Origin of the sequence: Planomonospora sp. ID82291 (assembly GCF_015711645.1) — a bacterium.
GTDB lineage: Bacteria > Actinomycetota > Actinomycetes > Streptosporangiales > Streptosporangiaceae > Planomonospora.
This window is the reverse complement of sequence record NZ_JABTEX010000006.1, coordinates 1-21,569: the sequence shown is the minus strand read 5'-3', so window position 1 is coordinate 21,569 and position 21,569 is coordinate 1. Positions and strand designations below refer to the sequence as shown.

Sequence of the window (21,569 nt, the reverse complement as noted above, 5' to 3'; positions counted from 1 at the left end):
GCACGGGCGACACGGTTCAGGTCGGGCATGGCCCCGGGCTGGTCAGGTCCGCACTCCGCCCAGCCGTTGCCCTCAACGAAGTGCGCCCACCAGCCTTCCCGTTCGGCTTCTGCCTCTCCCGGCCAGCGGCCCGTCCAGATCGATGACCTGCGCGAGGAGGTGTGGTCTTCGCACTGGACGCGTTGGACGCCGCATTCGGGGCAGCGGGCCACGTCGCAGTTCGGCAGGTGGCCGAGACTGGGTGCGGCACGGCAGTCAGGGCAGCGGTCGCCGCGTTCAGTGCTCACCCGCGACCTCCGGCAGGAAGTGGCCCGTAGCCGCCGGCGCCGCGGGGGCCAGGGCGGCCTGGGCGGGGATGGTGGCGGCGAGCCAGCCGGACGGATCGGCGGTGAAGTGCGGCGCGTCCTGCGCGGTCCAGGCCGAGCGCAGGACCTGCGTGGTCGTCGTCTGGCTGGTGCGCCGGTCGGTGTAGGTGATGTCGCGTTCGGCGGTGTCGCGGACGATGACGCGGCCGCGTTTCATCCCGGCCGGGTAGTCGTTCCAGTTGATGCCGTGTCCTTGCCACAGCATCTCCTGCATCTGCTCAGTGGTGACGCCCTGGAGCTGGCGGTGGGAGAAGCGGGCCTGGGCGGCCATCGTGATCGAGTTGCGGACGCAGTCGCGCTGGCGCCACAGGAAGTAGTTGGCGACCTCCACGGCGTCGGGGAGGGTGAAGACACGGGCGTCGAAGACGGCGCAGGCGTCGTCGTAGTGGTAGCCGTAGGCCTGGTTGAAGGCGACAGAGGCGACGGCGGCGGAGATGCTGGCGATCTTCTGGATGACGCCGCCGAACCACGGCTGGGTGGTGCGGGAGGCGAAGTCGGTCAGCAGGAGGCTGCACTCGTCGGACTGGGTGTAGGCGAACACCGCACCCTGGGCTTGGCCGCACAGGGCGACGGCGACTGCGTTCATGGCCTCGACGACGGCCTCGTCGAAGGGGCGGTCGGCGTGGGCGAGGAAGGTGTGGAAGGCGCGGCCGTCCACGCGGATGATCGTGTAGGTGCGGCGGGGCAGCACGCCGCGGGTGACGTGCTCGTAGCCCTTCATCCGGTCGCCGAGGGCGGTCGTGTCACTCATGAGGGGGTGGGGGTCCTTTACTGGCGGGGGTGATGGTCCTCCCGCCGTTGCGGGCGGGAGGACCGGGTTACCGGGTGGCGGGGGTCAGCGGGTGGCGGCTGCGGCGCGGCGGGCCGCGCGGGATGCGTCGCGGGCCTCATCGGCGCGCAGGCGCAGCGTACGGTCGTAGTCCTGGAAACGCGCCTTGGTGATGGTACGGCGGTGAGGGTCGCGCAGCACGAGGCCCTCGCTGAGACCGGGACGGCCGGTGGCCGCCACGGTGGTGCGGTAGGGCTCCATGAAGGCGAGCATGTCCTGGATGCTGGCCGGCAGGTCGGCGCCGTCGATCTCCAGCAGGCGCGGTGTCACCTGTACGCCGATGCTCTGGGCCAGCTGCTGCAGGTCGTGCTCGGGCATGAACGGCTGGCCGCCGTGCTCCCGCCAGGAGGCGATCGTTTCGCGTTCCTGCTCCAGCAGGTCCAGGTCGAGGGTGAAGGCGTCGAACAGCTTCCAGGCGGGCTCGCCGTCGCCGTACTCCTTCCACGCGCCGAGGTTCTTGGTGCCGTACACCTCCAGGTACAGGGCGACGAGTTGGCCGGGACGCGGCGGGATCGTCTCGGCGAGGCCGGTGAGAGCGTCCACGATGCCGTGGGAGGGGTCGTTGACGAGGTCGCCGTCGGCGGCGAGCAGGTCCTTCCGGCTGCCGATCATCCACCTGCCGTCGGGGAACTTCAGGACGCGGGCGTTGGTGCCGTCGCACTTTTCGGTGGCGATGACGGGCCCGGTGAAGACGGTCGGTTCTTCGTGCAGGCGGCCGCGGGGGTCGATGCGGTGGTGGGTGGGGATGGACGGGTACTTCGTCGCCGTGTTGACCTTGGCGAGGTCGGCGGGGGTGCGCAGCGAGAACAACGCTGCTCCTTTCAGGGTGGGAGGGGATTGCCGGCCGCCGCCCGCAAGGCGGTGGCCGGCGGAAGGGTTACGGCTTGGGGGTGGTGATGTTGATGCCGCCGCTGCCCTGCGGCAGGGTGATCACCGGGTCGCCCTTGGCGACGGCCTCGCGCAGGATCTCGCGCAGCTGCTCGTTGTGCTTCCAGGCGACGGCCCCGTCGGGTCCGAGCAGGTCGACGAGGTCCTTGATGGACTCGGTTTCGGCCTTGACCTTCCGGTTGATCTGCTGCTGGGCGAGGGTCTGGGCCTTGGCGGCCTGCTCGGCGGTGAAGGCGTCGGCGAGCGCCTTGGGCGGTTCGGGCTGGTTGAGGGTGATGACGATGTCGCCGCAGCCGGGCGTGGTCGCGTGCGGCTGGCAGAAGAACTCGCCGCCGCTGGCTTCGGCGATGAACTTGCGGGCGAGCTCGCCGACGCGCTTTTCCCACTGCTCCTTGATGGTGGCGTCACCGACCAGGGGGCGGGCGTCGAATTCCTTGCTGGCCGCGTCCAGGGCGCGGTCCAGCGGAACCCTCAGGTAGGTGTTCAGGACGGTGTTCCAACCGGCCTCGTCGGGGTTGTCGGAGTCGCCGCTGGTGGTGCTGTAGAGGAAGGCGCGCTTGCGCAGGCCGATGGACTCGTGAAAGGTGCGCAGGACCGCGCAGTCGGGGTTGAGGCGGAAGGTGACGAGGCCGCCGACCGGCAGGACGACGAGGTCCTTGCTGGTGACGTTCATCGGCTTGGCCTGCGTGCCGGCCACGCCGGTGAAGTCGTAGGTGAGTTGCCCCGCGGGGTAGGTCCAGGAGTTTTCGCTGACGGAGACGCTCTCCCGCTTGGCCGAGCCGATGCACTTGGAGAACGTGGTGGCTGAGCCCATGGCCGCCTTGTAGACGATGGACATCTCGTCTGGCTCGGTGTTGACGCTGGCGCACGCGGTGGCGGTCACCAGCAGGAGGGACAGGCCGAGCAGGGTGGGGAGCTTGCGGGTCATGAACGGGACTCCTTGCGGATCTGGGCGGTGCGGAAGGTGCGGAGCTTGGCTTCGATGAGGTCGGCGGTGTTGTCGAGGGAGCGGGCCTCCAGCGCGATCTGGTAGACCTCCTCGACGACGGTCCGGTAGTCGGCCAGGGCGCGGCGGTCGGCGCGGGCGCCCTTGGCCCGGGTGGTGCTCCGGGCGAAGGCGATGACCGTCGCGGCGATGACCATGTCCAGGGCGAACAGCAGCAGGGATGGCTTCATCGCCTGCCGCCGGCGGTCAGGGGTCGCGGGAGGGGGCGCAGTGTGGGCAACGGGGTCCTTTCAGCGGTGAGTGGGGCGGCCGCCCGGTGGTGGCTGGTCCGCAGGTCGGGGTGAAGCCGGTGAAGGCGGTGACCGCGTCGGCGATCTCGCCGGCCAGGCCGTCGGCGCCAGCGGGCGGCTGATGCTCAGGCAACGGCGGGGAGCTTTCGGGGTTGAGGCGGGTGGGAGCCGTACGGCTCCCACCCGCAGGAGAAGGGGGTCAGGCGCAGACGGCGGGAGCGGGTACGGGCAGGTCGTCGGGCAGCAGGCCGTCGGGAGCGGGCGGCGGCGGCTCGAACGCCCGCTGTACCAGCGGCTCGACCAGCTCCAGCCAGTTGGTGCGGTGGACCTTCGGGGTGACGCCGTGACCTGCCGTCGCGCCGAGCCAGCCTTGGGTCTTGCCCGTGAGCTGGCATTCGGCCTCGACGGCGGCGTCCTCGGGGTTGGCGTAGCCAGCGGGGTTCTTGCAGCCGCCGAAGACCCAGCGGCGGTGTCCGCCGATCCAGATGGTCCAGAACGGGATGTCCCTGTCCTCGATCTTCTTGAAGGTCTCGCTGCTGTGACCGCCAAGGGCGTCACCGAGCGGTGTGTAGGCGATCCAGTCGGCGGGCCGCGCGGTCAGCCATGCCAGCGTGTCGGGCGTGCGGGGGATCCAGTCGCCGTCAGGCAAGTCGCTGGCGGACAGGGTGGTGACGTGCGCGGCCACGTGGGCGGCGAGCGCGGCGGCGTTGCGGTCCAGCCATAGGCGGGCGGCCCAGGCGTCGTCGGGGTGCAGATCGGTGATCGGTCGAGCGGTGCCGTGATGGTCGATCCACGTGTCGCGCTGCCCGAGCAGGTCGAAGTAGGTGATGGCGGTGCCTTTCAACGGTGGGGGTGCCCCGCCCGTGAGGGCGGGGCGGAGACGAAGAGGGAAGGGCTAGTCGGCGGGCCACAGGGCGACGCAGCGCACACCGCCCTGGCCGTTGCCGACGAGTTCGTTGTCGAAGTTGCGGGGGCCAGCGGCGAAGAAGGTGTCGATGGTGACCCGATGAACGGGATGCACGGTGTTGCCTTCGGCGTCGGAGAACACGACGACCTTGGCGTCGAGCGGCTGGTTGCGCAGGTACGTCAGCAGGTCGCGCACCGTCATGTCGACGCAGTAGCCGTTGGAGTCGTTCAGTTCGTAGGTGAGGTCGACGTCGCCGACGTAGTCGATGCGGCCTTTCAGCGCGCGGGCCAGCGGCGTGGAGGTGATCCACTCGCGCGGCTCGCGGCGGACGCGGCTGCGCTCCTTGGAAGTGCGCGGCCACCAGTCGCCGACCCCGTCGGGGGCGGGGTTGCGCATCGCGTACCTGGCCACGGCCGCAGCGGCCAGGCTGTCGTGGTTGAGGAGCACGCCGTACGCCCGTTCGGCGCTGTGGAGGGGCATCTCGGCGATGGCGACGCGCTCGTCGGGTCGGTACGGCTCGGCCCACAGGTCGCGCTGCAGGGCGGTGGGCCAGTCGATGGAGGGCATGAGGGTCCTTGATCAGAGGGCGGGCGGCCGCCTCACCCCGCGCGGGAAGGGGAGTGAGGCAGGCCATCGGGGTGAGGGCGGTCAGGCGGCTGTGAGGCTTGCGCGGTGCGCGGCCATGGAGTCGGCGCGGGCCAGGTGGCCGTGGTCGGCGCTGGTGGCGGTCGCAGCTGTGATCGCGGAGAGGATGACCTGCGGGTAGATCATGGGCTGGAAGGTGGCCTGGTCGTAGCCGTGCTCGTAGGTCGGGTCGTCCTCGCCGTACACGCGCAAGGTGACGTCGCCGTCCTGCTCGTTGACGGCGACCTCGATGTTGCGCAGGCGGTAGGTGACGACGGCCCGTGAGGCGTCGTCGCCGAACTTGTCGATGTCGCGGACGCCCGCGTCGAAGCCGTGATCGGCCAGTTCGGCTGCGAGGTAGCCCTCATACGGCAGGGGATCGAAGACCATCGCTAGTCCTTTCATGATGGCTGTGACCTGGGCGGACACCGAACCGGGATCGCCCCCCGATCCAACAATCATTAAAGTACAAGATGGTTAATCGACGTGTCCATTCGTCGGTGACGCAGGCGAGTTACGGAACACCTCCTCCAGCGCGACCAGCTGTTCTCCATCGGGGCCTTCGTGCTCGACCAGCAGCGCGAGCACCGCCAGGTCCTGACGGGCGATGAACGCGCCTCCGCGCCCGGCGCGCAGCGCCTGCGGCAGCGGAGCCAGCACCCGCGCGAACGTGCCCAGCCGGGCCTTCAGCCGCGCCACCTCGCGTGCGCTGTGCGCCCGCCCCACCTTCGCCCCCACCAGGAACGCCAGCGCGCCCACGGCCAGCATGACGGGCGAGATGACCACGGCCAGCCGCACCGCTGACAGCACCACGTTCCCGATCTCCGAGCCGCTCATGGCCGCGCCCAGTGCGTCGTGAGGTAGTGCCGCCGCGCAGCCGAAAGCGCCGCCTGCCGATGCGGCGCCTCCTGCCAGCGGCGCTCCAGCTCGCACGTCAGCATGCAGCGCCAGCGGGCCGAGCCGCCGGCGTACGGCTCAGCCGCAGATGTCGTCGTGACCATGACCGGACGTGTAGCCGAAACATGAGCTTACGTCGCATCGCGCAGGTCAGAGCATGTGCGCCTTTTCCGCGCCCGGCCGCCCACGGCCCCTTCCGTCCCGGCCGGCACCCGCCGCGACGTAAGCCGCCCGCTTACGTACTGTCCGCCCGGGTCCCCAACCCGACCACGCCGACCCCAACCGGCCGGCGTGATGAGTGGCTGGGAGGACCCCTGTGGGTGCCGAGAATGTGTTTACCGCGCAGGTGGCCAAGCTGTGGCTGGCCCCGGTCGGCACGACCGCGCCGGACGGACCGGCCGTGGCGATGCCGACGGGCTGGTACGACGTCGGAATGTTCACCCCCGACAGCTTGAACTGGGCCACCGACCCCCAGTTTGAGGAGACGAGGGCGCACCAGAGCAACTACCCGGTCAAGCGCTGGCAGACCGAGGACTCCGCGACCCTGGAAGTGGACTTGCTGGAGTGGACGCTGAAGTCGTTCCAGGCGGTCTACGGCGGCGGGTCGGTGGAGAAGGTCACCCCGTCCGGCGGCGGTACGGCCTACTACAAGTTCACCCCGCCCGCCATTGGGCAGCGCGTCGAGGTGGCCGCCTGCCTGGAGCTCGGCGACGGCCCGCTGCGCCGGATGCGGCGCATCATCCCGCGCGCTGAGCAGGCCGAAGGCGTCGAGCAGACCTTCGAGAAGACCAGTTCCTCCACGCTGCCGCTGCGCCTGTCGGTGCTCGGCTCTGACGTGGGTTCCGCCTACTACGACGTGATCGCCGAGTCCTGGGCCGCCTTCAACCCCGCCCCCGCCTGACCCGCACCGGCCGGGCGTGAGCCGCACACCCGCTCATGCCCGGCCGGTGCACTACGGCACCGGCGCGACGCAAACCGGGCGGCGGTCTACCGTCCAGCCCGCACCCGCCCGACACCACACGCAAGGAGCCCCTGGGAATGCTCGACCTGGACGCCGCCCGCGCGGATCGGATCGCCGAAGGCACACCGTTCCCGCTGAAGTTCCGCGGCCAGACCATCTGCCACCTTCCGCAGGAACTCCCGCTGGATGTGCTGGAGCCGCTGACGGAAATCGACGTCGACATCGCGCTCATCTTCCGCACCGCGATCGACTCCTTCAAGTCCCAGGACCCCGACGCGGCCACCGTGTCCGTCCTGGACACCCTCATCGACCTGCTGGTGATGAACAAGAACCTGCCCGACGAGGTCCTGGAGGCCGCCAAGAAGATCGGCCGGCGCCTGCTCACCGACGAAGGCTACGAGGCGTTCCTGGCCGCTCGCCCGTCGGTCTCGGACGTCATCGCCCTGGTCAAGGGCCTGATGAACATCTACGGGCTGCGCCTGGGGGAATCTCCGACGTCCTCCGCTACCTCCAGCGGTGGGACGACCTCGATGCCGACTTCGCCCACCACTACCCCCGAGTCGAACTCCGCGGACTCTGGCGACGCCCCGGCGACCGAGGCTTCCTCGGAGTCCGCCGCTTCCTAGCCCTGGTCCACCGGCTCCCCCATGACGCGCTGGTCCACCTCACGCCCGAGCAGCGCGCCGAACCGTGGGACCGCAAGGACGAACTGCTGGCCATGCTCGGCGACGAGATCGGCGTCATGGCCGCCGACCACCGCAGGAAGAAACCGCACACCTTCCGCCGGCCCGCCTGGGTCAAGAACGCCAGCGGTGCCGCGGGCGGCAGGAGCGGCATGGATCGCGCCTTCGCCATCATGGCGGCCAGCGCGAACGTCATCCAGTGAGCACGGCCCGGGTACGCATTGCGCCCCCGGGCCGTTGCCGCGACGTCAGGGCGTCCAGCGGGCGATGTCGTAGGAGCCCGCGGCCACGGTGATCGTCGAGCCGGAGACGCTGCTGGTGGGTTTTGTTTTTCCGCTGGTGGGAGGGTTGTGTGATGCTGCGGCCTGTACAAAGTAGATTCGGTTATGGTCAGCGGGTGGACCAGGCGCGGTCGCGGGCTTGAGCCAGGGCCTGCCACATGGCGGGCCGGATCACGAGAAGTTGCGCGGCCACCATGAGGGGGGTGCCGGCCAGCCAGATGGCGATGCGTCGGCGAAGCGGCAGCCCGGGGCGGCCCAGGTAGTGGGCGGCCATGATGTACATCCAGCCGGTCCAGTAGATCAGCCCTTGCCATGCGGGCTGCCCGGTGGTGAGGGGCGCCAGGAGGAAGGCGGCGGCCAGCGCGAGCGGGGTGACGGCGGCCAGGGTGAGGCTGTAGATACGCCAGGCGGCCGGAAGCGGCGGCAGGTGCCGCACCTCCCACAGGGCGTACAGCCAGTAGGAGCGATACCAGCGGACGCGTTGGCGCCACACTCCCCGCAGGGTCGTCGGCATGTCGGTGTGGACGACGGCGGCGTTGACCGCCACCGCTTTGCCGCGCTGCAGCGCGTAGTGGGTCAGGCGGCGGTCGTCGCCGGCGGTGCCGGAGGCGACATAGTCGGCGAGGTTGTCCAGCACGAGGTCGGCCCGGTACAGCGATAGGGCGCCCGAGCAGGGGGCGACGACGCCTAGGCGGGAGCGGGCGGCGCGCATCGTCAGGCAGGCCACCTGCATCTCCAGGTCGGTGATCGCCGCGATGAGCCCCGAGAGGTTGCGGACCATGATCAGGCCGGTGGCGGCCTGAACGCCCGGGTCGGACATGGCCTGCAGCAGGTGGCCGACGGCGTCGGGTCCGATCACGGAGTCGGAGTCCACGGTGAGGATGTAGTCGGCGCGCGGGGCTCCGGCGTCGCGGGCGGCGGCCAGTTCGGCGAGCACGACGGTCTGGGCGTGGCGTTTGCCGGCGTTGGGGTGGCGGTGCCAGCGGACCTGCGCATGCGGAGCGGCCGGCGGCATTGAACCGTCGTCGACGACGTGGATTTCGGCCAGCGGGACCGTTGAGGCCAGCAGGGCGGTGATGGTCGCCTGCAGTGCCGCCGGGTCTTCGTTGTAGGTCGGCACGATGGCCACGACCCGGCCCGGCACGATCGACCGGGTCCGGGCCCTGCTGGGCAGCGCGGCCAGGATCAGCATCGCGACCAGGGCCAGCGTAGTGACGCCGTACAGGCTGCCGGCCAGGGAGTCGGTGGCGGCCCGCCAGCCGAACGCCCACGCGGCGCCCGCGACTGCGACCGCCCACCCGATCCGGGAGACGTTCCGGGCCCGTCGTCTTCTAGTCACGGGTGCGGCGGATCCACCGGTAGCCCAGCAGGCCAACGCCGGTGAGTACGGCCAGCGCGGTGAGGGTGGTCGCTCCTCCCCCGGCGGCGGTGATCGCGCTGGCGCTTGCGGCTGTCGCCGTCCAGCAGTCGTCGTCGTACATGTCGGCCCCCTGGAGTCGGTTGCGCCGGGCGCCTGCGGTGCGTCCGGCTGCGGCCGCTGATGCTGCCGGGTTGCGGCGCTTATGTCGCCGTCGCCCGCCCCTGTCCCCGCCAGGACATAAGCCGCGATTTAGGCCACTGTCGCCCCGGCTTGTCGGGGGGCGGGGGTTTCGCGGTGGATGTGAACGGGGCCGGGGGGATCGACGGCGGCGTCATCAACATGGACGTCGTCGCCGACCCGTCCGCGATCAAGCCGGCCAAGCTGCAAAAGGCGATCGACGAGCGGCTGTCGAAGGTACGGGCCCGCGTCGAGGCCGAGCTCGACGCCAAGCGGCTGCTGGCGGAGATCGACGCCGCTCAGCAGACCGCCGGTCGCCTGTCAGAGATCCGCATGAAGGCGACGCTGGACTCGGCGACGCTCCGCGCCGACTTGGAGCGAACGCTGCGGGATGCGTCGGGGCGGGACATCCGGCTCGGTGTGACACCGAATGTGGATGCGTCCCGGATGCGCGCCGAGGTGGAAGCCGCGGCCCGGCAGGCGCAGGCGCGGGTCACCGTCGAGGTGGAAGCGCAGCTCGAGCAGGCGCGTGCGCAGATCACCGCCCTGCATACCGAGATCGAGAGCCTGCGCGAGAACGCCCGCCGCAACCCCATTCCGGTGACGGTCAAGGCCGACACCAGCGGCGCCAAGGCCGCGCTGTCGATCCTGACGTCGTTGTCCGGGATTGCCGCCAAGGGCGCTGGGCTCGGGCTGCTGGCGGCGGCTGCGGGCGCGGCCGGCGGCGGCCTGGTCGCGCTCGCGGCCGGAGCCGCGCAGGCGATCGGGCTGCTCGGCGTCCTGCCGGCGGCGGCGGCCGCCGCCGGCCAGGGCTTGGGCGCGATGCTGCTCGGGTTCTCCGGCATCGGGCAGGCCGTGACCGCGCTGGGAGCGGCGCAGTCGGCCGGCGGCGCCTCCGCGCAGGCGTATGCCGCCGCGCAGGAAGCGGCCGCCGAAAGGATCAAGAACGCGCGCCGGGCGGTGCGCGACGCCACCGAAGCCGAGGCCGCCTCCCAGGACCGCATCAAGCAGGCATCTGAGCAGCTCAGCGAGGCGCGCCGCCGCGTGGCAGAAATCGCCGAAGAGGCAGCCGAACGGCAGCGGGATGCGGCCCGGTCGGTGGAGCTGGCCGAGCGCCGCCTGGCCGAGGCGCACCGCTCCAGCCAGCGGGCTGTTGAAGCGCTGAGCGACGCGCGGCGCTCCGCCCAGGAGCGATTGGAAGACCTGGCGCTGGCGGCCAAGGGAGCGGCACTCGACGAAGAGGGCGCCGAGATCGCCGTCAAGCGCGCCAAAGAGCGGCTCGACCGGGTCATGGCCGAGGGCGACTTCAACAGCGACCTCGACAAGCAGGAAGCCGACCTCGCCTACCGGCAGGCGCTGCAACGGCTGGCTGAGGTCAAGGAGCGCAACGGCGATCTGGCGTCCGAGAAAGCCGAAGCCGACGCCAAGGGCGTCGAGGGCAGCGACGAAGTACAGGCCGCCCTGGAACGGATCAAGGACAGCCAGCAGGCCGTCCGCGACGCCGAGTACGCGCTCGGGGAGGCGCGCGAGGAGGCGGCCAAGGCGGCCGTCGCGGCGGCCAAGTCGGAGAAGGCCGCCCGCGACGCCGTACGCGACGCCGAGCGCGGCGTCATCGAAGCACGCCGGGAGGCACGCAACGCCGCCGAACGACTGGCCGACGCCCAGGCCGAGCTGATCAAGGCACAGAAAGCGGCCAAAGAGGCAGCAAAGCAGCAAAGTGGGGCAACGTCGGCGGCCGGGCAGGCGATGGCGAAGCTGACCAAGGAAGGCCGCGACTTCGCCCTGTTCGTCCATACCCAGCTCAAACCGGCTGGTGAGGCGATCCGCGACGCGGTGCAGCGGGAGATGCTGCCCGGCATCCAGGCCGGTCTGCGAGCCGCGCTCGGCCTGGCCAAGACCGTCGAGAAGGGGATGGGCAAGACCGGTGCGGCGATCGGCAAGGTCTTCCGTGAGGACTTCGCCGCCCTGGTGTCCGACCCCGCGTTCAAGCTCGACCTCACCGAGATCATGGACGGCAACGCGAAGGCGACCGGCGCGTTCGGCCGGGCGGCGGTGTCGGTCCTGGGCGGCTTCGTCAAGATCGTCAAGGCGGGGACGCCGTTCGTCGTCCGCCTGTCGGACAAGATCGCGGACTTCGCGCAGGCGTTCGAGGACTGGGCGTCCGGTGCGGCCGCCGGCGGCAAGAACAGCGGCCTGTATCGCTTCTTCGACGGCGCCTGGCAGGCGGCGTCGAAGCTGTGGCGCATCGTCAAGGACGTCGGAGGCGGCCTGTTCGGCATCCTCAAGCTCGCGGCCCCGTCCGGCGGCACCCTGCTGGAGGACCTGGCGGTCGCGGCCAAGAACTTCCACACCTGGGTCGACCAGCCCGAGACCCAGGCCCGTCTGACGGCGTTCTTCGACAACCTGGTGCCGCTGCTGCGCCAGGTCGGCACCCTGCTGGTCGGCGTGGTGAAGTTCTTCGGCAACCTCACCGAGAACGTCGTCAACAGCGGCGCCCTGAGCTGGTTCGTCGATGTCCTGCAGGCCATCGTCACCACGCTCGGCGAGTGGGCCGCCTCCCCGGTCATCGGCGAGGTGTTGAAGTGGACGCTGCTCATCGGCGGCCTGACCCTGGCGGTCGCCACCCTGGCGTCGAAGTTCGCGTTCCTGAAGGCCGGCGTCGGGCTTCTGCTCAAGCCGCTGCTGGCGACCGGCAAGGCCATCGGGAAGATCACCCAGTTGTCGAAGGTGTTCTCCCCCGGCAAGGGCGGCGGGGACGACGACTCGGGTTCCGCACCGGACAAGCGCCGCTCTCCCGGCGGCGGGCAGAGCGGCCACGGCGGCGGGTGCGGTTGCTGCGACGGCGGGTCCGGCTCGCGTGAGGGCCGCAGCAGCGACAAGAAGACCAGCAGGAAGAAGGGCCGCACGTCCGGCGGGGGCGACGGCGACCTCGACGCGCCCGACTCCGGCGGCCGCGACAACGCCCGCGGTAAGCACCGCAGGACGAGTCCGGCCAGCGAGGGCGGCAAGCACCGCAGGCCGGCCGCGTCCGGCAAGGGTGGCGCGGTCGGGAAGATCGCCGACGGAGCCAGCGGTGTGATCAGCAAGGTCGCGGGGGCGGCCAAGAGCGGCGTGGCCGCGCTCGGCCAGTACACCGCGGCCCTGGCCAAGGCCGGCGGGACCGCGCTGACCACCGGTATCTCCAAGGTGAGCGGCGTGCTGAAGACGGTCGGCAGCGCCGCCGTCAGCGGCGCGACCCAGATTGGGACGCTGGCGCTGTCGTACGGCCGGGTGGCGCTGCAGGCCGGGCTCGCGGCGACCAAGCAGATCGCCATGTCGGCCGCCACGGGCGTGATCAAGGCGGCAACGATGGCCTGGACGGGCGTGCAGTGGCTGCTGAACGCCGCCCTGAACGCCAACCCCATCTCCTTGATCGTTTTGGCGATCGCGGCCTTGGTCGCGGGGGTCGTCTACGCCTACAACAACATCGAGAGCTTCCGGAACTTCGTGGACGGGGCGTGGAAGGCGATTTCCGCGGCGTTCTCGGCCGCCTGGAACAACGTGATCAAGCCCGCCCTGACGGCCTTGTGGGGGTACATCAAGAACACCCTGTGGCCGACCGTGCAAGCGCTGTGGACGGCCGTGATCCAGCCGACATGGCAGAACATCTCCACGGCGATCAAGGCCGCGTGGGAGAACGTGATCAAGCCCGCTTTGACGGCTTTGTGGGGATTCATGAAGAACACCCTGGGGCCGGCGGTGTCATGGCTGTGGCAGAACGCGATCAAGCCCGCGTGGGACGGCATCGGCGGGGCCATCAAGGCGGTCTGGGAGAAGATCATCAAGCCGCCCCTGCAGAGCTTCTGGGACTTCATCAGCAAAACCCTGCCCGAAGGCTTCACCAAGGGCGTCGCGGCAGTGAAGAAGATCTGGGACGGCCTGCAGGAGATCGCCAAGGCGCCCGTCCGCTTCGTCGTCAACAGCGTGTACAACGGGGGCATTTTGCCCATGTGGAACTGGCTCGCCTCGAAGGTGAACCTTCCCACGCTGCCGAAGGTGACGCTCGGGTTCGCTCGCGGTGGCGTCGTCCCGGGCGGCGCCTACGGTGTTCTGCCCGGCTACTCCCCCGGACGCGACAGCCTGCTCGCCGAGGTGTCCCCCGGTGAGGCCTGGCTGCGCCCGGAGGCGGCCCGCTGGCTCGGGCGCGGCTGGATCGACTGGGTGAACCAGGCGGCGCGGCGCGGTCGGCTGCCGCGTTACGCCACGGGTGGCACGGTCCCGAAGAAGCAGGAGGACGAGGGCTCGAGCTGGACCGACTGGCTGAAGAAGGGCGCCGCGGCGCTGGCGCGCAAGGTACTGGGCCCGCTCAAGCAGCTCGCGATCAACACCATCGGCAACGGTGACGGATTCCGGCAGATCATCGGCCAGGTCCCGGGGTCGCTCATCGATGGCGCGATCGGCTGGCTGGACAGCAACCGCAAGCCGAACAACCAAAAGCACGCGCGGGGCGGCATCAGCTCCGCCGCCAGCACCTTGGCTGCGGTTTCGCCCGGTGAGGCTCGCCTCCGGCCGCAGGCGACGGCCTGGCTGGGCGCCGACTGGGTTGACTCGATCAACTCCGCGGCCCGCCGCGGCGCGCTACCCCGCTACGCCAGCGGAGGCGTCGTCGGCGGCGCCGGCGCGCTGCACGCCTCCGCCCGGCGCGCCTCCCGGCCGGTGCCGATCGGCCGGGAGACCGGGCGGACGGGCTCGGAGCGGCCGGTGGTCGTGAACGTCTACCCGCAGCGCGGCCAGTCAGAGCAGGAAATCGGCACCATCGCCGCCCGCAAGGTCGGCTCCTACATCCGGTGACTTGAGGGGGATCTTCATGGGTGTGGTCCAGACGGCCACGTACGCGCCGGCGAACTCCAGCACCGCCAGGACGCGCCATTACATCGAGACGAACTACTCGGTCGACATGGACAACCGGGTGATCGTGGTCGCGTCGGCCTACCCGACGGCGGCCGGATGGGATAGTTCGTGGCGGGCGCTGACCTACACCGAGCAGGATGGCCACTTCATCGGGGTCTTCGTCCCCGACGGTGTGGTGTTCCAGGGCATCGCGAGCTTCCACCTGGACCTGACGGCGTCGTCGCGGGTGTGCCACATGTGGATGGTCGAGCACACCGACTGCGAGAACATCATCGACTACTTCTCCACCGGCCATTCCGGCTCCCGGATGGTGACCTTCCCTACCCGCGGCTACATGGTGGGCGGGTTCCACTTCGGTGGCGGGGAAGTCCTCTACACCTCCAACTTCCAAGGCCTGTACGTCTCGCATCGGGCCACCAACGTCAACGCCTCCGGTGACTACCACTTCTCCTCCGACTTCGGGCACCGCGGCGTCGACGGCTACCAGAGCGTCTACATCGACGCCTACAACCTGTCGCCGTATGCCGGTTACACCTCGACGTGGGCGTTCTTCTCCCGGGATGCGACCCCGCCGACGACGCCGTACAGCCTGACCGTCACCTCCAAGACGGCGACCAGCGTGTCGGTGAGCTGGGGAGCGTCCAGCGATAACGAATCTCTGGCCGGATACGGCGTCTATGTCAACGGCAGCCGGGTCGCGACCACCGAGAGCAGGTACTACACGGCGACGGACCTGGCGCCCAACCGGTCGCACACGATCGAGGTGGACGCCTACGACTATGAGGGCAACCGCTCCTCCCGGGCATCCTTGACCGTCCACCTGGACGCGACGCCTCCGTCGCAGCCGGGACGGCTGCGGTTGACGGGGATGTCGGCCACGTCGGCGACAGTGGCGTGGGACGCCGCCAGCGACGCCGGTGGTGTCACCGGCTACGGCGTCTTCTTGGACGGTGCCCGCCTGGGCAGCGATCAGGCGGCCCGGTCGCGGACACTGACGGGTCTGTCGCTGGGCCGGCAGTACACGGTGGACGTGGACGCCACCGACGCCTCGGGCAACCGGTCGACGAAGGCGACGCTGACGTTCACCGTGGTGCCGGACATCGCGGCGCCGACGTCACCACCCGGCCTGAAGATCACCTCCACGGGTGCGGGCAGCTTCGCCATCGCCTGGCAGCCCGCCAGCGACGACAACGCCGTCGCCGGGTACGGCACCTATTTGAACGGCACCAAGCACGGCGGCGACATCGACGCGCTGACCAAGTCGTTCACCGGCCTGACCGCGGGGGCGACGTACACGGTGGCGGTCGATGCCGTCGATCTGCACGGCAACCGGTCGATCAAGGCGCAGCGGTCCGTCGAGGCCTCCCCCGACACCGCGCCGCCGACTGCGCCAGGCGACCTGCGAACCGTCAGCGTGTCCGGGGTGTCGATCGCGCTCGCGTGGGACGCCAGCAGCGACAACATCGACGTCGCCGGGTACGGCGTGTGGCTCGACGACGTCAAGCAGGCCGACATCCCCGGCCTGTACTACCGCTTCAACGGTCTGGCCGAGGGCACCACCTACACCTTCGCGGTGGACGCCTACGACGCGGCCGGTAACCGCTCGCCCAAGGCGGAGCTCAGTGTGCTGGCCGAGCGGGAGACGGTCCCGCCGACCGAGCCCGCTTTCGTCGCCCAGACCGAGTCCACCCACTCCAGCGTCACGATCTCGTGGGAGGAGTCCACCGACAACGACCAGGTGATCGGCTACGACGTGCTCGTCAACGGGGTGCGGCGCGGCCACACCGCGCAGACGACCTTCGTCATCGGTGACCTGGCGGCCGACACGACGTACCTGGTGGCGGTGCGCGCGGTGGACCGCTCGGGCAACACCTCGCAACTGGTGGAGATCGACGCGCTCACCGACCCGCCGCCGTACATGCCGGTCGCTTCGCCGGTGTACCTGCTGGGCTCCTGGGTGGGCAACGTCGTCGATGAGGACGGCGTGACGTGGACGGTGGAAGACGAGGACGGCTGGTCGTCGTCGCCGCCGGTGCGGCCGGTCGGTGGTGACAACGACGGCGATGACGGCGGGTTCGCCGGGTCGGGTCTGTACGGGCCGCGGGTCATCACGTTGACGGGCGTCGCTGTGGCGCGCAGCCACGAGTCGATGCTGGCGGCCAAGCAGCGCCTGGCCGGGTTGCTGCACCCGCGCCAGTCGGCCGAGCTGCGCGTGATCGAGCAGGTGCTGACGCGCCGCGCCCAGGTGCGGCTGTCCGATCAGGTGGAGGTCGCCGACATCGGGACGCATGCGTTCCGCTGGTCGATGGTGCTGACGGCCGCTGACCCGCGCCGCTACGGCCCGCCGATCACGAGCGAGGAGTCCGGGGAGGCACCGAATGCGGTCGAGGTGAGCGTGACGGTGGACGGCGACTGGCCGGAAGGCATCCCCGTGGTCGCCACGATCCGCAACCAGATCCGGGCGCCGAAGCTGCTGCATGTGGAGTCGGGCGTGGAGGTCGCGTTCAACGACAACGTGGAGCTGTCGGCTGGGCAGCATGTGATGGTCGACCTGCTCGGGCGGGACGTGATCGTGCACAACCCGCAACTGCCGGCGGGGCAGCAGACCGTGGCCGGGGCCCGATCGCTGGTCGCGTCGTCGACGTGGTTTCAGTTGCAGCCGGGGCCCAACACCATCCGGCTGACCGGGCTGCCGCACTCGACGGACCCGGCGCCGGTCACGCTGGCGATCGAAACCGCAGATGCGTGGATCTGAACCGCGCCGCCCCCGGTTGCGCCGCCTGCTGTAGACGCTGCGACGTTAGCGGCTTTTGTCGGCATCCTTCGCCTCGCACATGGGCAATCGAGGCCGGGGGGCTCACAGCATGGCCAAGGCGGGATACACGGCGTTGACGCCGTCCACGGTGTCGCTGACCGCGAACGGCACTAAAACGATCTTGGGCGCGTTCGTTCCGGCGGCGCTCGGGTTCGGTTTGGACTTGAAGAAGATCCGGATCGGGTTCGGCGGCACGTCGGGGGCGCCTGCGCTGGTCGGCTTGATGGTGGGGCCGTACACGACCAACCCGCCGCCTGAGACGGGAACGGCTCCGGCGACTCCGGTGACGCCGCAGCAGGTGTACGGCCGCACCATCGCGCCCGGGTTCCTGGCGGCGCACACGTGGACGGCCGAGCCCACCGGGATGACGTTGATCGACTCGTGGCTGCTGACGCCCAACGGCGGGCTCGTCATGTACGACATCCCGTTGGGTGACACCCCGGACTGTGCGCCCGGCAACGGGTTCTCCCTGCTGGTCAACTCACCTATCGCGGTAGGGGTGCGCGCCGGGTTCTGGCTCGAGCGCTGCTGATGACCCTGGTGGCCGCCTTGAGGCGGTACGAGGCGACTGGGTGGGCTGTGCGCTACCCGGGCGGGTCCAGCGGCGCGGTGCGAGAGTGCCCGCGCCTCGCATCAGCGCGTCGGTACGGCGTGGCGGGGTGACGGGGCCAAATGCCGATCGCAGTGCATTCCTCCTCTCCGACCATCGTGTCGGGCAGCGGCCCGTCGGTGACCACGGCGGCGTTCACTCCGCCTGCGGGTTCGCTGCTGGTGGCGTGCGCCCTGTCGAAGAACGACACGACGATGGCGCTCACCGGCAACGGGCAGACGCTGACGTGGACGCAGCGGAAACTAGCGGTCCACACCAACGGGTGCGCGGCGATCTACACCGCGCCGGCGGCAGGATCGCAGCTGATGTCCGTCACCGGCGCCTTGGATCAGACGGCGTCGCTGGCATTGAAGATCTTCGTGCTGACCGGGGTGCAGATGGGCTCCCCGGTCGGCGCCACCGGCAGCACGCAGAGCAGCGGCGTGGAGAACTGGTCGTTTTCCGCCTACACCTCGACGGAGGCGGGCTCGTGGGGCATCTGCGCGGCCTGCGACGACTACCAGACGGCGACCCCGACCTCGAATGACGTCTACGAGACGTTCAACGTCAGCTCCTCCCTCTATCTGTCGGGGCTGGCGATACGGAAGGCGAGCGCGACTGCGGCCGCCGGCACACCGGTGTCGTTCGACATCCGGACCGGCGGCCCTTCCGGAAGCACCCGGTGGGCGGCGGCCGCGGTGGAGATCCGGGCCGCGCCGGAAGGGCAGCCGGCGGTGCCGCGCATGAACCCGTTGGCTGCGCACCGCGCCGCGACCTGGTAGGAGCAGCGGTGGCAGCCATCGTCGAGGACTTCGAGGACAGCACCCTGCTGTTCGGGTTCAGCTCGGGAACGTGGGTTCGCTCAACGGCTCGCGTCTACCGGGGGTCGTACGCCTTCTCCAACTCCGACATCGGGGACTCCAACACGGTGTCCACGACGGCGACCGCGCCAGCAGGCGCGACCGGTCTGCAGTTCATGTACTCGGTGTCGTCGGAGCAGAACTACGACTTCCTGCGGGTCTACATCGACGGCGCGGAAAAGATCGCCGTCTCCGGAGAAGTCTCCTGGACCCAGTCCGCGCTGTTTCCGGTGAGCCCCGGCAGCACGATCACTTTCAACTACAGCAAGGACAGCTCCAGCAGCCCTGGACTGGATGCGGCGTTCATCGACGACGTCACCTTCATCGTGCCCGACGGGCCGCAGCGCGCGATCGCGGGGCCCGCTGCCGTGGTGCGGGCGGCGGTGTGGTGAGCACCCCAGGCAGATGAACGGCAGCAGGCAGCAGTAACGACAGAAAGGGGCCGGGATGGCTCGTCTGGGGCGCGGTACCCCGGCGCCGCGCATCATCGTGACGGCGCCGGTCGGCCGGCCGGACCCGCCGAGAGAGCTGCGGGTGAGCGCGACGTCTTCGACGTCGATCGCTGTGGCGTGGGACGCGCCCGAAGGCGGCGTCGGCCCGGTTGTCGGGTACGGCGTCTATCTGGACGCGGAGAAGGTCGGTGACGACGTCGCGGCGCTGTCGCATGTCTTCACCGGCCTGACCGATGGGACGCTGCACACCATCTGGGTGGATGCGGTCAACGACATCGGCAACCGGTCGGGGTATGCGGTGCTGGGGGCCGCCACGACGGACACGACGCCGCCGACGGCGCCGCTGAACCTGCGCGTCGGCGCCGTCACCGAGACGGCGGTGGAACTGGTGTGGGATGCCGCCGCCGACGGCGTGGCCGTGGCCGGGTACGGCGTGTACCGCGACGGCAGCAAGATTGGCGGCGATGAGCCCGCGCTGACCGCGTGGCTGGCCGGCCTGGAGCCGGGGGTGACCTACAGCTTCGGCGTGGACGCAGTGGACCTGACCGGCAACCGGTCGTCGGCCGCGATCGTCCTGACGACGACGCTGCCGTCCCCGCCGGCGGATCTGCACGTCATCGAGCTGTGGTCGTTGTCGGTGACGGTCGGCTGGAGCCCGGCGATCTCAGCCGCGGGAATCGCCGGGTATGGCGTCTACCTCGATGGCGTCCAGGTGGCCGATGACGTGCTCGGCCTGTCACATCTGGTGGACGAGCTGGAGCTGAGCTCGGCATACCGCGTGGAGGTGGACGCCAAGGACACCCTGGGACGCTGCTCTGCGAAGGTCGGCGTAGACGTCGAAACCCTGGGTGACCAGGCACCGGACGCCCCCGAGGTGACGGTGGAGGCGTTTGAGGAGTCGCTGCTGCTGACGTGGGAGCGGCCTCGGGAAGACGTCGAGGTGACGCGGTACAACATCTGGCTGGACGGCACCATCGTGGGCGCGGCCCGCGACATGCGGGTGCTCACCCCTGGCGGGGAGGGCCCAGGGTGGAATAGCGCCGCGTACACGATCACTGACCTGGTGGGTGACACCGACTACACCGTGGGCGTCTCGGCGATCGACAACCTCGGCCAGGAGAGCCCGATCGGAGAAGTGCCGGTGGCGACGCTTCCGCCGTCGTACACGCCGATCGCGACGCCGGTGTACCGCCTGGGCGCCTGGTCGGCCAATGTCCGCGACGTGTGGGGTGTGGAGTGGGCGGTCGAGACCGAGGAGGGCTGGTCGAGCTCACCGCAGGTGCGGGCCGCTTCCCGTGAGGCCGGAGGCCGCTCCGGCGGCATCGCAGGCCCGGGGTTGTTCTCCTCCCGGCTGGTGACGCTGTCCGGCACGGCGGTGGCGCCGTCACGGGTGGCGATGCTCCAGGCCAAGCAGCGGCTGCTGAGCGCGCTGCCGCCCACCCAGGTGGGCCTGTTGCGCGTGGTGGAAAATCACCTTCGCCGGCGTGCCCGGGTGCGGCTGCTGGAACAGGTGGAGATCACCGACACCGGTCCGCACGCGTTCGCGTGGACGATCCGGCTGCGTGCTGCGGACCCGCGCCGGTACGCGCTGACCCCCACGCGCGCCGACGCGATGATCGACACGCTGCCGGGTGTCGCGGAGGTGTCGATCCTGCTGGAAGGCGACTACCCGTACATTCCGGCGACGCTGCGCCTGTACGGGCCGATCCGGGACTGGCAGGTGCGGCATGTGGAGTCCGGTGGGCTGCTGCAGGCGGTGTCGGGCGGTTCGATTCCGGCCAACCCCGACTACAGCGTCGAGATCGACCTGGGGACGAGATCGGTGACGGCTCACGTGCCGGTGGAGATATGGCCGGAGCCGCGGCCGGGACGGGCGCTGCTGCGGCACCCGCCGGGCTGGTTCACCCTGCAGCCCGGCCTCAACACCCTCCAGTTCGAAGGGGCGGCCGTCGTCGGCGAAGTCGGCCGGCCGCGGCTGCTGGTGGAGACGCAGGACGCCTGGAACTGAACCGGGCGATGTCGTGAAGCGACACTAAGGCGCGTTTTCGGCACCCTCCACCACCGGATCTTCGGGGGGGCCGGTGGCGGACTGGGAGTACGTCTTTTATGACTGGTGGGACCACATGCCCATCGACGCTCTGCCGCTGCAAGAGGTGTCGATGTCGATCACGTTGTCGGGCGGTGGCCAGCTGACGGCGGCAGTCCCGCTGTACGACGAGCGGTACTCGGTGGGCCGTGTGGAGGCGGCGACGATCCCGGAGCGGACGATGCTGTGCGTCTTTCGCGATGGCCGCTTCGTGTGGGGCGGAAGGGTCGTCGACCCACACGATTACGACTCCTCAACGGGCGTGCTGTCGATCACCGCTGAGGAGGTCGTCGGCATCTACGCCGCCCGGTATGTGGCGTTCACCGGGCAGCGGACCGCCACCGGGTGGGCGGAGGTGAAGTGGCTGCTGGAACATACGGCGTCAGCGGCCGACAAGCGGTGGCTGAAGTCGTTTCAAGGAACCGGGGGGACGACGACGGCGACGCGCATCTACCGCACCGAGGACCTGTCGCCGCTGCTGGACCAGGTGGTGGAGGTGACGGGGGCACCCACCGGGTTCGACTGGTGGGTGCGGCCCGACTGGGACAGCGTGACCAGCCGCCCGTGTTTTGTCAAGCCCCGGGTTTCGTGGAGAGTGGGTTAGCTGGTTTTCAGGGGTGCTTGTGGTGCAGTGGTTGTCGCGTGGAGAGCTTCGAACTCGGCGGGTGG

20 protein-coding genes are annotated in these 21,569 nt (G+C 70.1%); 10 read left to right on the top strand and 10 right to left on the bottom strand.

Translation table 11 applies throughout. The features are described 5' to 3' along the window. Nucleotides 1–276 precede the first annotated feature (276 nt). The 8 genes from HS045_RS29395 to HS045_RS29360 all read right to left on the bottom strand — a co-directional run bounded on the left by HS045_RS29395 (nt 277) and on the right by HS045_RS29360 (nt 5,686). Nucleotides 277–1,116 carry a tRNA(His) guanylyltransferase Thg1 family protein gene (locus HS045_RS29395; protein ID WP_196454859.1) on the bottom strand — a complete coding sequence of 280 codons (840 nt, stop codon included), beginning with the start codon at nt 1,114–1,116 and terminating at the stop codon, nt 277–279. 84 nt (nt 1,117–1,200) lie between these two features. Beyond that, complete coding sequence (locus HS045_RS29390; protein WP_196454858.1) at nt 1,201–2,004, bottom strand: RNA ligase family protein; 804 nt, start codon at nt 2,002–2,004, stop codon at nt 1,201–1,203. Between the two features lie 67 nt (nt 2,005–2,071). Then, complete coding sequence (locus tag HS045_RS29385) at nt 2,072–3,010, bottom strand: SPFH domain-containing protein (RefSeq protein WP_196454857.1); 939 nt, start codon at nt 3,008–3,010, stop codon at nt 2,072–2,074. Further along, nucleotides 3,007–3,258 carry a hypothetical protein gene (locus HS045_RS29380; RefSeq protein WP_196454856.1) on the bottom strand — a complete coding sequence of 84 codons (252 nt, stop codon included), beginning with the start codon at nt 3,256–3,258 and terminating at the stop codon, nt 3,007–3,009. Before HS045_RS29380 ends, HS045_RS29385 begins: the two co-directional genes overlap by 4 nt. A gap of 259 nt (nt 3,259–3,517) precedes the next feature. Then, on the bottom strand, nt 3,518–4,162 hold the full coding sequence (locus HS045_RS29375) for a hypothetical protein (RefSeq protein WP_196454855.1): 645 nt from the start codon (nt 4,160–4,162) through the stop codon (nt 3,518–3,520). Nucleotides 4,163–4,213: 51 nt separating this feature from the next. Then, nucleotides 4,214–4,792 carry a hypothetical protein gene (locus tag HS045_RS29370; RefSeq protein ID WP_196454854.1) on the bottom strand — a complete coding sequence of 193 codons (579 nt, stop codon included), beginning with the start codon at nt 4,790–4,792 and terminating at the stop codon, nt 4,214–4,216. Nucleotides 4,793–4,873: 81 nt separating this feature from the next. Beyond that, nucleotides 4,874–5,239: a hypothetical protein gene (locus HS045_RS29365; protein WP_196454853.1), complete on the bottom strand. Its 366-nt coding sequence runs from the start codon at nt 5,237–5,239 to the stop codon at nt 4,874–4,876. An 87-nt stretch (nt 5,240–5,326) separates the two neighbouring features. Beyond that, complete coding sequence (locus HS045_RS29360) at nt 5,327–5,686, bottom strand: hypothetical protein (RefSeq protein ID WP_196454852.1); 360 nt, start codon at nt 5,684–5,686, stop codon at nt 5,327–5,329. A gap of 376 nt (nt 5,687–6,062) precedes the next feature. Here HS045_RS29360 and HS045_RS29355 point away from each other — a divergent pair, with 376 nt between their 5' ends. The 3 genes from HS045_RS29355 (at nt 6,063) to HS045_RS29345 (ending at nt 7,593) form a co-directional block, all read left to right on the top strand. Beyond that, nucleotides 6,063–6,647: a hypothetical protein gene (locus tag HS045_RS29355; protein ID WP_196454851.1), complete on the top strand. Its 585-nt coding sequence runs from the start codon at nt 6,063–6,065 to the stop codon at nt 6,645–6,647. A 137-nt stretch (nt 6,648–6,784) separates the two neighbouring features. Continuing rightward, nucleotides 6,785–7,333, top strand: coding sequence for a hypothetical protein (locus tag HS045_RS29350; RefSeq protein ID WP_196454850.1), 549 nt, complete (start codon nt 6,785–6,787; stop codon nt 7,331–7,333). A 92-nt stretch (nt 7,334–7,425) separates the two neighbouring features. After that, nucleotides 7,426–7,593, top strand: coding sequence for a hypothetical protein (locus HS045_RS29345; RefSeq protein ID WP_196454849.1), 168 nt, complete (start codon nt 7,426–7,428; stop codon nt 7,591–7,593). 187 nt (nt 7,594–7,780) lie between these two features. Here the strand turns inward: HS045_RS29345 and HS045_RS29340 are convergent, their stop codons facing one another. Both HS045_RS29340 and HS045_RS29335 read right to left on the bottom strand, forming a co-directional pair. After that, nucleotides 7,781–9,010, bottom strand: coding sequence for a glycosyltransferase (locus HS045_RS29340; protein WP_196454848.1), 1,230 nt, complete (start codon nt 9,008–9,010; stop codon nt 7,781–7,783). Next, nucleotides 9,003–9,152 (bottom strand): hypothetical protein, encoded by a 150-nt coding sequence (locus HS045_RS29335; protein WP_196454847.1) that lies wholly within the window; start codon nt 9,150–9,152, stop codon nt 9,003–9,005. The genes HS045_RS29340 and HS045_RS29335 overlap by 8 nt, the downstream gene beginning before the upstream one ends. Nucleotides 9,153–9,325: 173 nt before the next feature. Between HS045_RS29335 and HS045_RS29330 the strand changes: the two genes are divergently transcribed. The 7 genes from HS045_RS29330 (at nt 9,326) to HS045_RS29300 (ending at nt 21,504) form a co-directional block, all read left to right on the top strand. Then, the gene (locus HS045_RS29330; protein ID WP_196454846.1) at nt 9,326–14,038 is read left to right on the top strand and encodes a hypothetical protein; all 4,713 of its coding nucleotides are present in this window, start codon (nt 9,326–9,328) and stop codon (nt 14,036–14,038) included. A 16-nt stretch (nt 14,039–14,054) separates the two neighbouring features. Next, entirely contained in the window at nt 14,055–16,853 is a 2,799-nt protein-coding gene (locus tag HS045_RS29325; protein ID WP_196454845.1) for a fibronectin type III domain-containing protein, read from the top strand. A gap of 109 nt (nt 16,854–16,962) precedes the next feature. Continuing rightward, the gene (locus HS045_RS29320) at nt 16,963–17,445 is read left to right on the top strand and encodes a hypothetical protein (protein ID WP_196454844.1); all 483 of its coding nucleotides are present in this window, start codon (nt 16,963–16,965) and stop codon (nt 17,443–17,445) included. Nucleotides 17,446–17,585: 140 nt separating this feature from the next. Next, on the top strand, nt 17,586–18,284 hold the full coding sequence (locus HS045_RS29315) for a hypothetical protein (RefSeq protein ID WP_196454843.1): 699 nt from the start codon (nt 17,586–17,588) through the stop codon (nt 18,282–18,284). Between the two features lie 8 nt (nt 18,285–18,292). Beyond that, the gene (locus HS045_RS29310) at nt 18,293–18,754 is read left to right on the top strand and encodes a hypothetical protein (RefSeq protein ID WP_196454842.1); all 462 of its coding nucleotides are present in this window, start codon (nt 18,293–18,295) and stop codon (nt 18,752–18,754) included. A 55-nt stretch (nt 18,755–18,809) separates the two neighbouring features. After that, entirely contained in the window at nt 18,810–20,822 is a 2,013-nt protein-coding gene (locus tag HS045_RS29305) for a fibronectin type III domain-containing protein (RefSeq protein ID WP_196454841.1), read from the top strand. A 73-nt stretch (nt 20,823–20,895) separates the two neighbouring features. Then, nucleotides 20,896–21,504 (top strand): hypothetical protein, encoded by a 609-nt coding sequence (locus HS045_RS29300; RefSeq protein WP_196454840.1) that lies wholly within the window; start codon nt 20,896–20,898, stop codon nt 21,502–21,504. Nucleotides 21,505–21,569: the final 65 nt, after the last annotated feature.

What these genes read in the sequence shown, in the direction of transcription:
- HS045_RS29360 (WP_196454852.1), bottom strand. Translation starts at nt 5,686, where the DNA reads ATGAGCGGCTCGGAGATCGGGAACGTGGTGCTGTCAGCGGTGCGGCTG.
- HS045_RS29320 (WP_196454844.1), top strand. Translation starts at nt 16,963, where the DNA reads ATGGCCAAGGCGGGATACACGGCGTTGACGCCGTCCACGGTGTCGCTG.
- HS045_RS29380 (WP_196454856.1), bottom strand. Translation starts at nt 3,258, where the DNA reads ATGAAGCCATCCCTGCTGCTGTTCGCCCTGGACATGGTCATCGCCGCG.
- HS045_RS29350 (WP_196454850.1), top strand. Translation starts at nt 6,785, where the DNA reads ATGCTCGACCTGGACGCCGCCCGCGCGGATCGGATCGCCGAAGGCACA.
- HS045_RS29395 (WP_196454859.1), bottom strand. Translation starts at nt 1,116, where the DNA reads ATGAGTGACACGACCGCCCTCGGCGACCGGATGAAGGGCTACGAGCAC.
- HS045_RS29335 (WP_196454847.1), bottom strand. Translation starts at nt 9,152, where the DNA reads ATGTACGACGACGACTGCTGGACGGCGACAGCCGCAAGCGCCAGCGCG.
- HS045_RS29325 (WP_196454845.1), top strand. Translation starts at nt 14,055, where the DNA reads ATGGGTGTGGTCCAGACGGCCACGTACGCGCCGGCGAACTCCAGCACC.
- HS045_RS29305 (WP_196454841.1), top strand. Translation starts at nt 18,810, where the DNA reads ATGGCTCGTCTGGGGCGCGGTACCCCGGCGCCGCGCATCATCGTGACG.
- HS045_RS29370 (WP_196454854.1), bottom strand. Translation starts at nt 4,792, where the DNA reads ATGCCCTCCATCGACTGGCCCACCGCCCTGCAGCGCGACCTGTGGGCC.
- HS045_RS29385 (WP_196454857.1), bottom strand. Translation starts at nt 3,010, where the DNA reads ATGACCCGCAAGCTCCCCACCCTGCTCGGCCTGTCCCTCCTGCTGGTG.
- HS045_RS29315 (WP_196454843.1), top strand. Translation starts at nt 17,586, where the DNA reads ATGCCGATCGCAGTGCATTCCTCCTCTCCGACCATCGTGTCGGGCAGC.
- HS045_RS29345 (WP_196454849.1), top strand. Translation starts at nt 7,426, where the DNA reads ATGCTCGGCGACGAGATCGGCGTCATGGCCGCCGACCACCGCAGGAAG.
- HS045_RS29365 (WP_196454853.1), bottom strand. Translation starts at nt 5,239, where the DNA reads ATGGTCTTCGATCCCCTGCCGTATGAGGGCTACCTCGCAGCCGAACTG.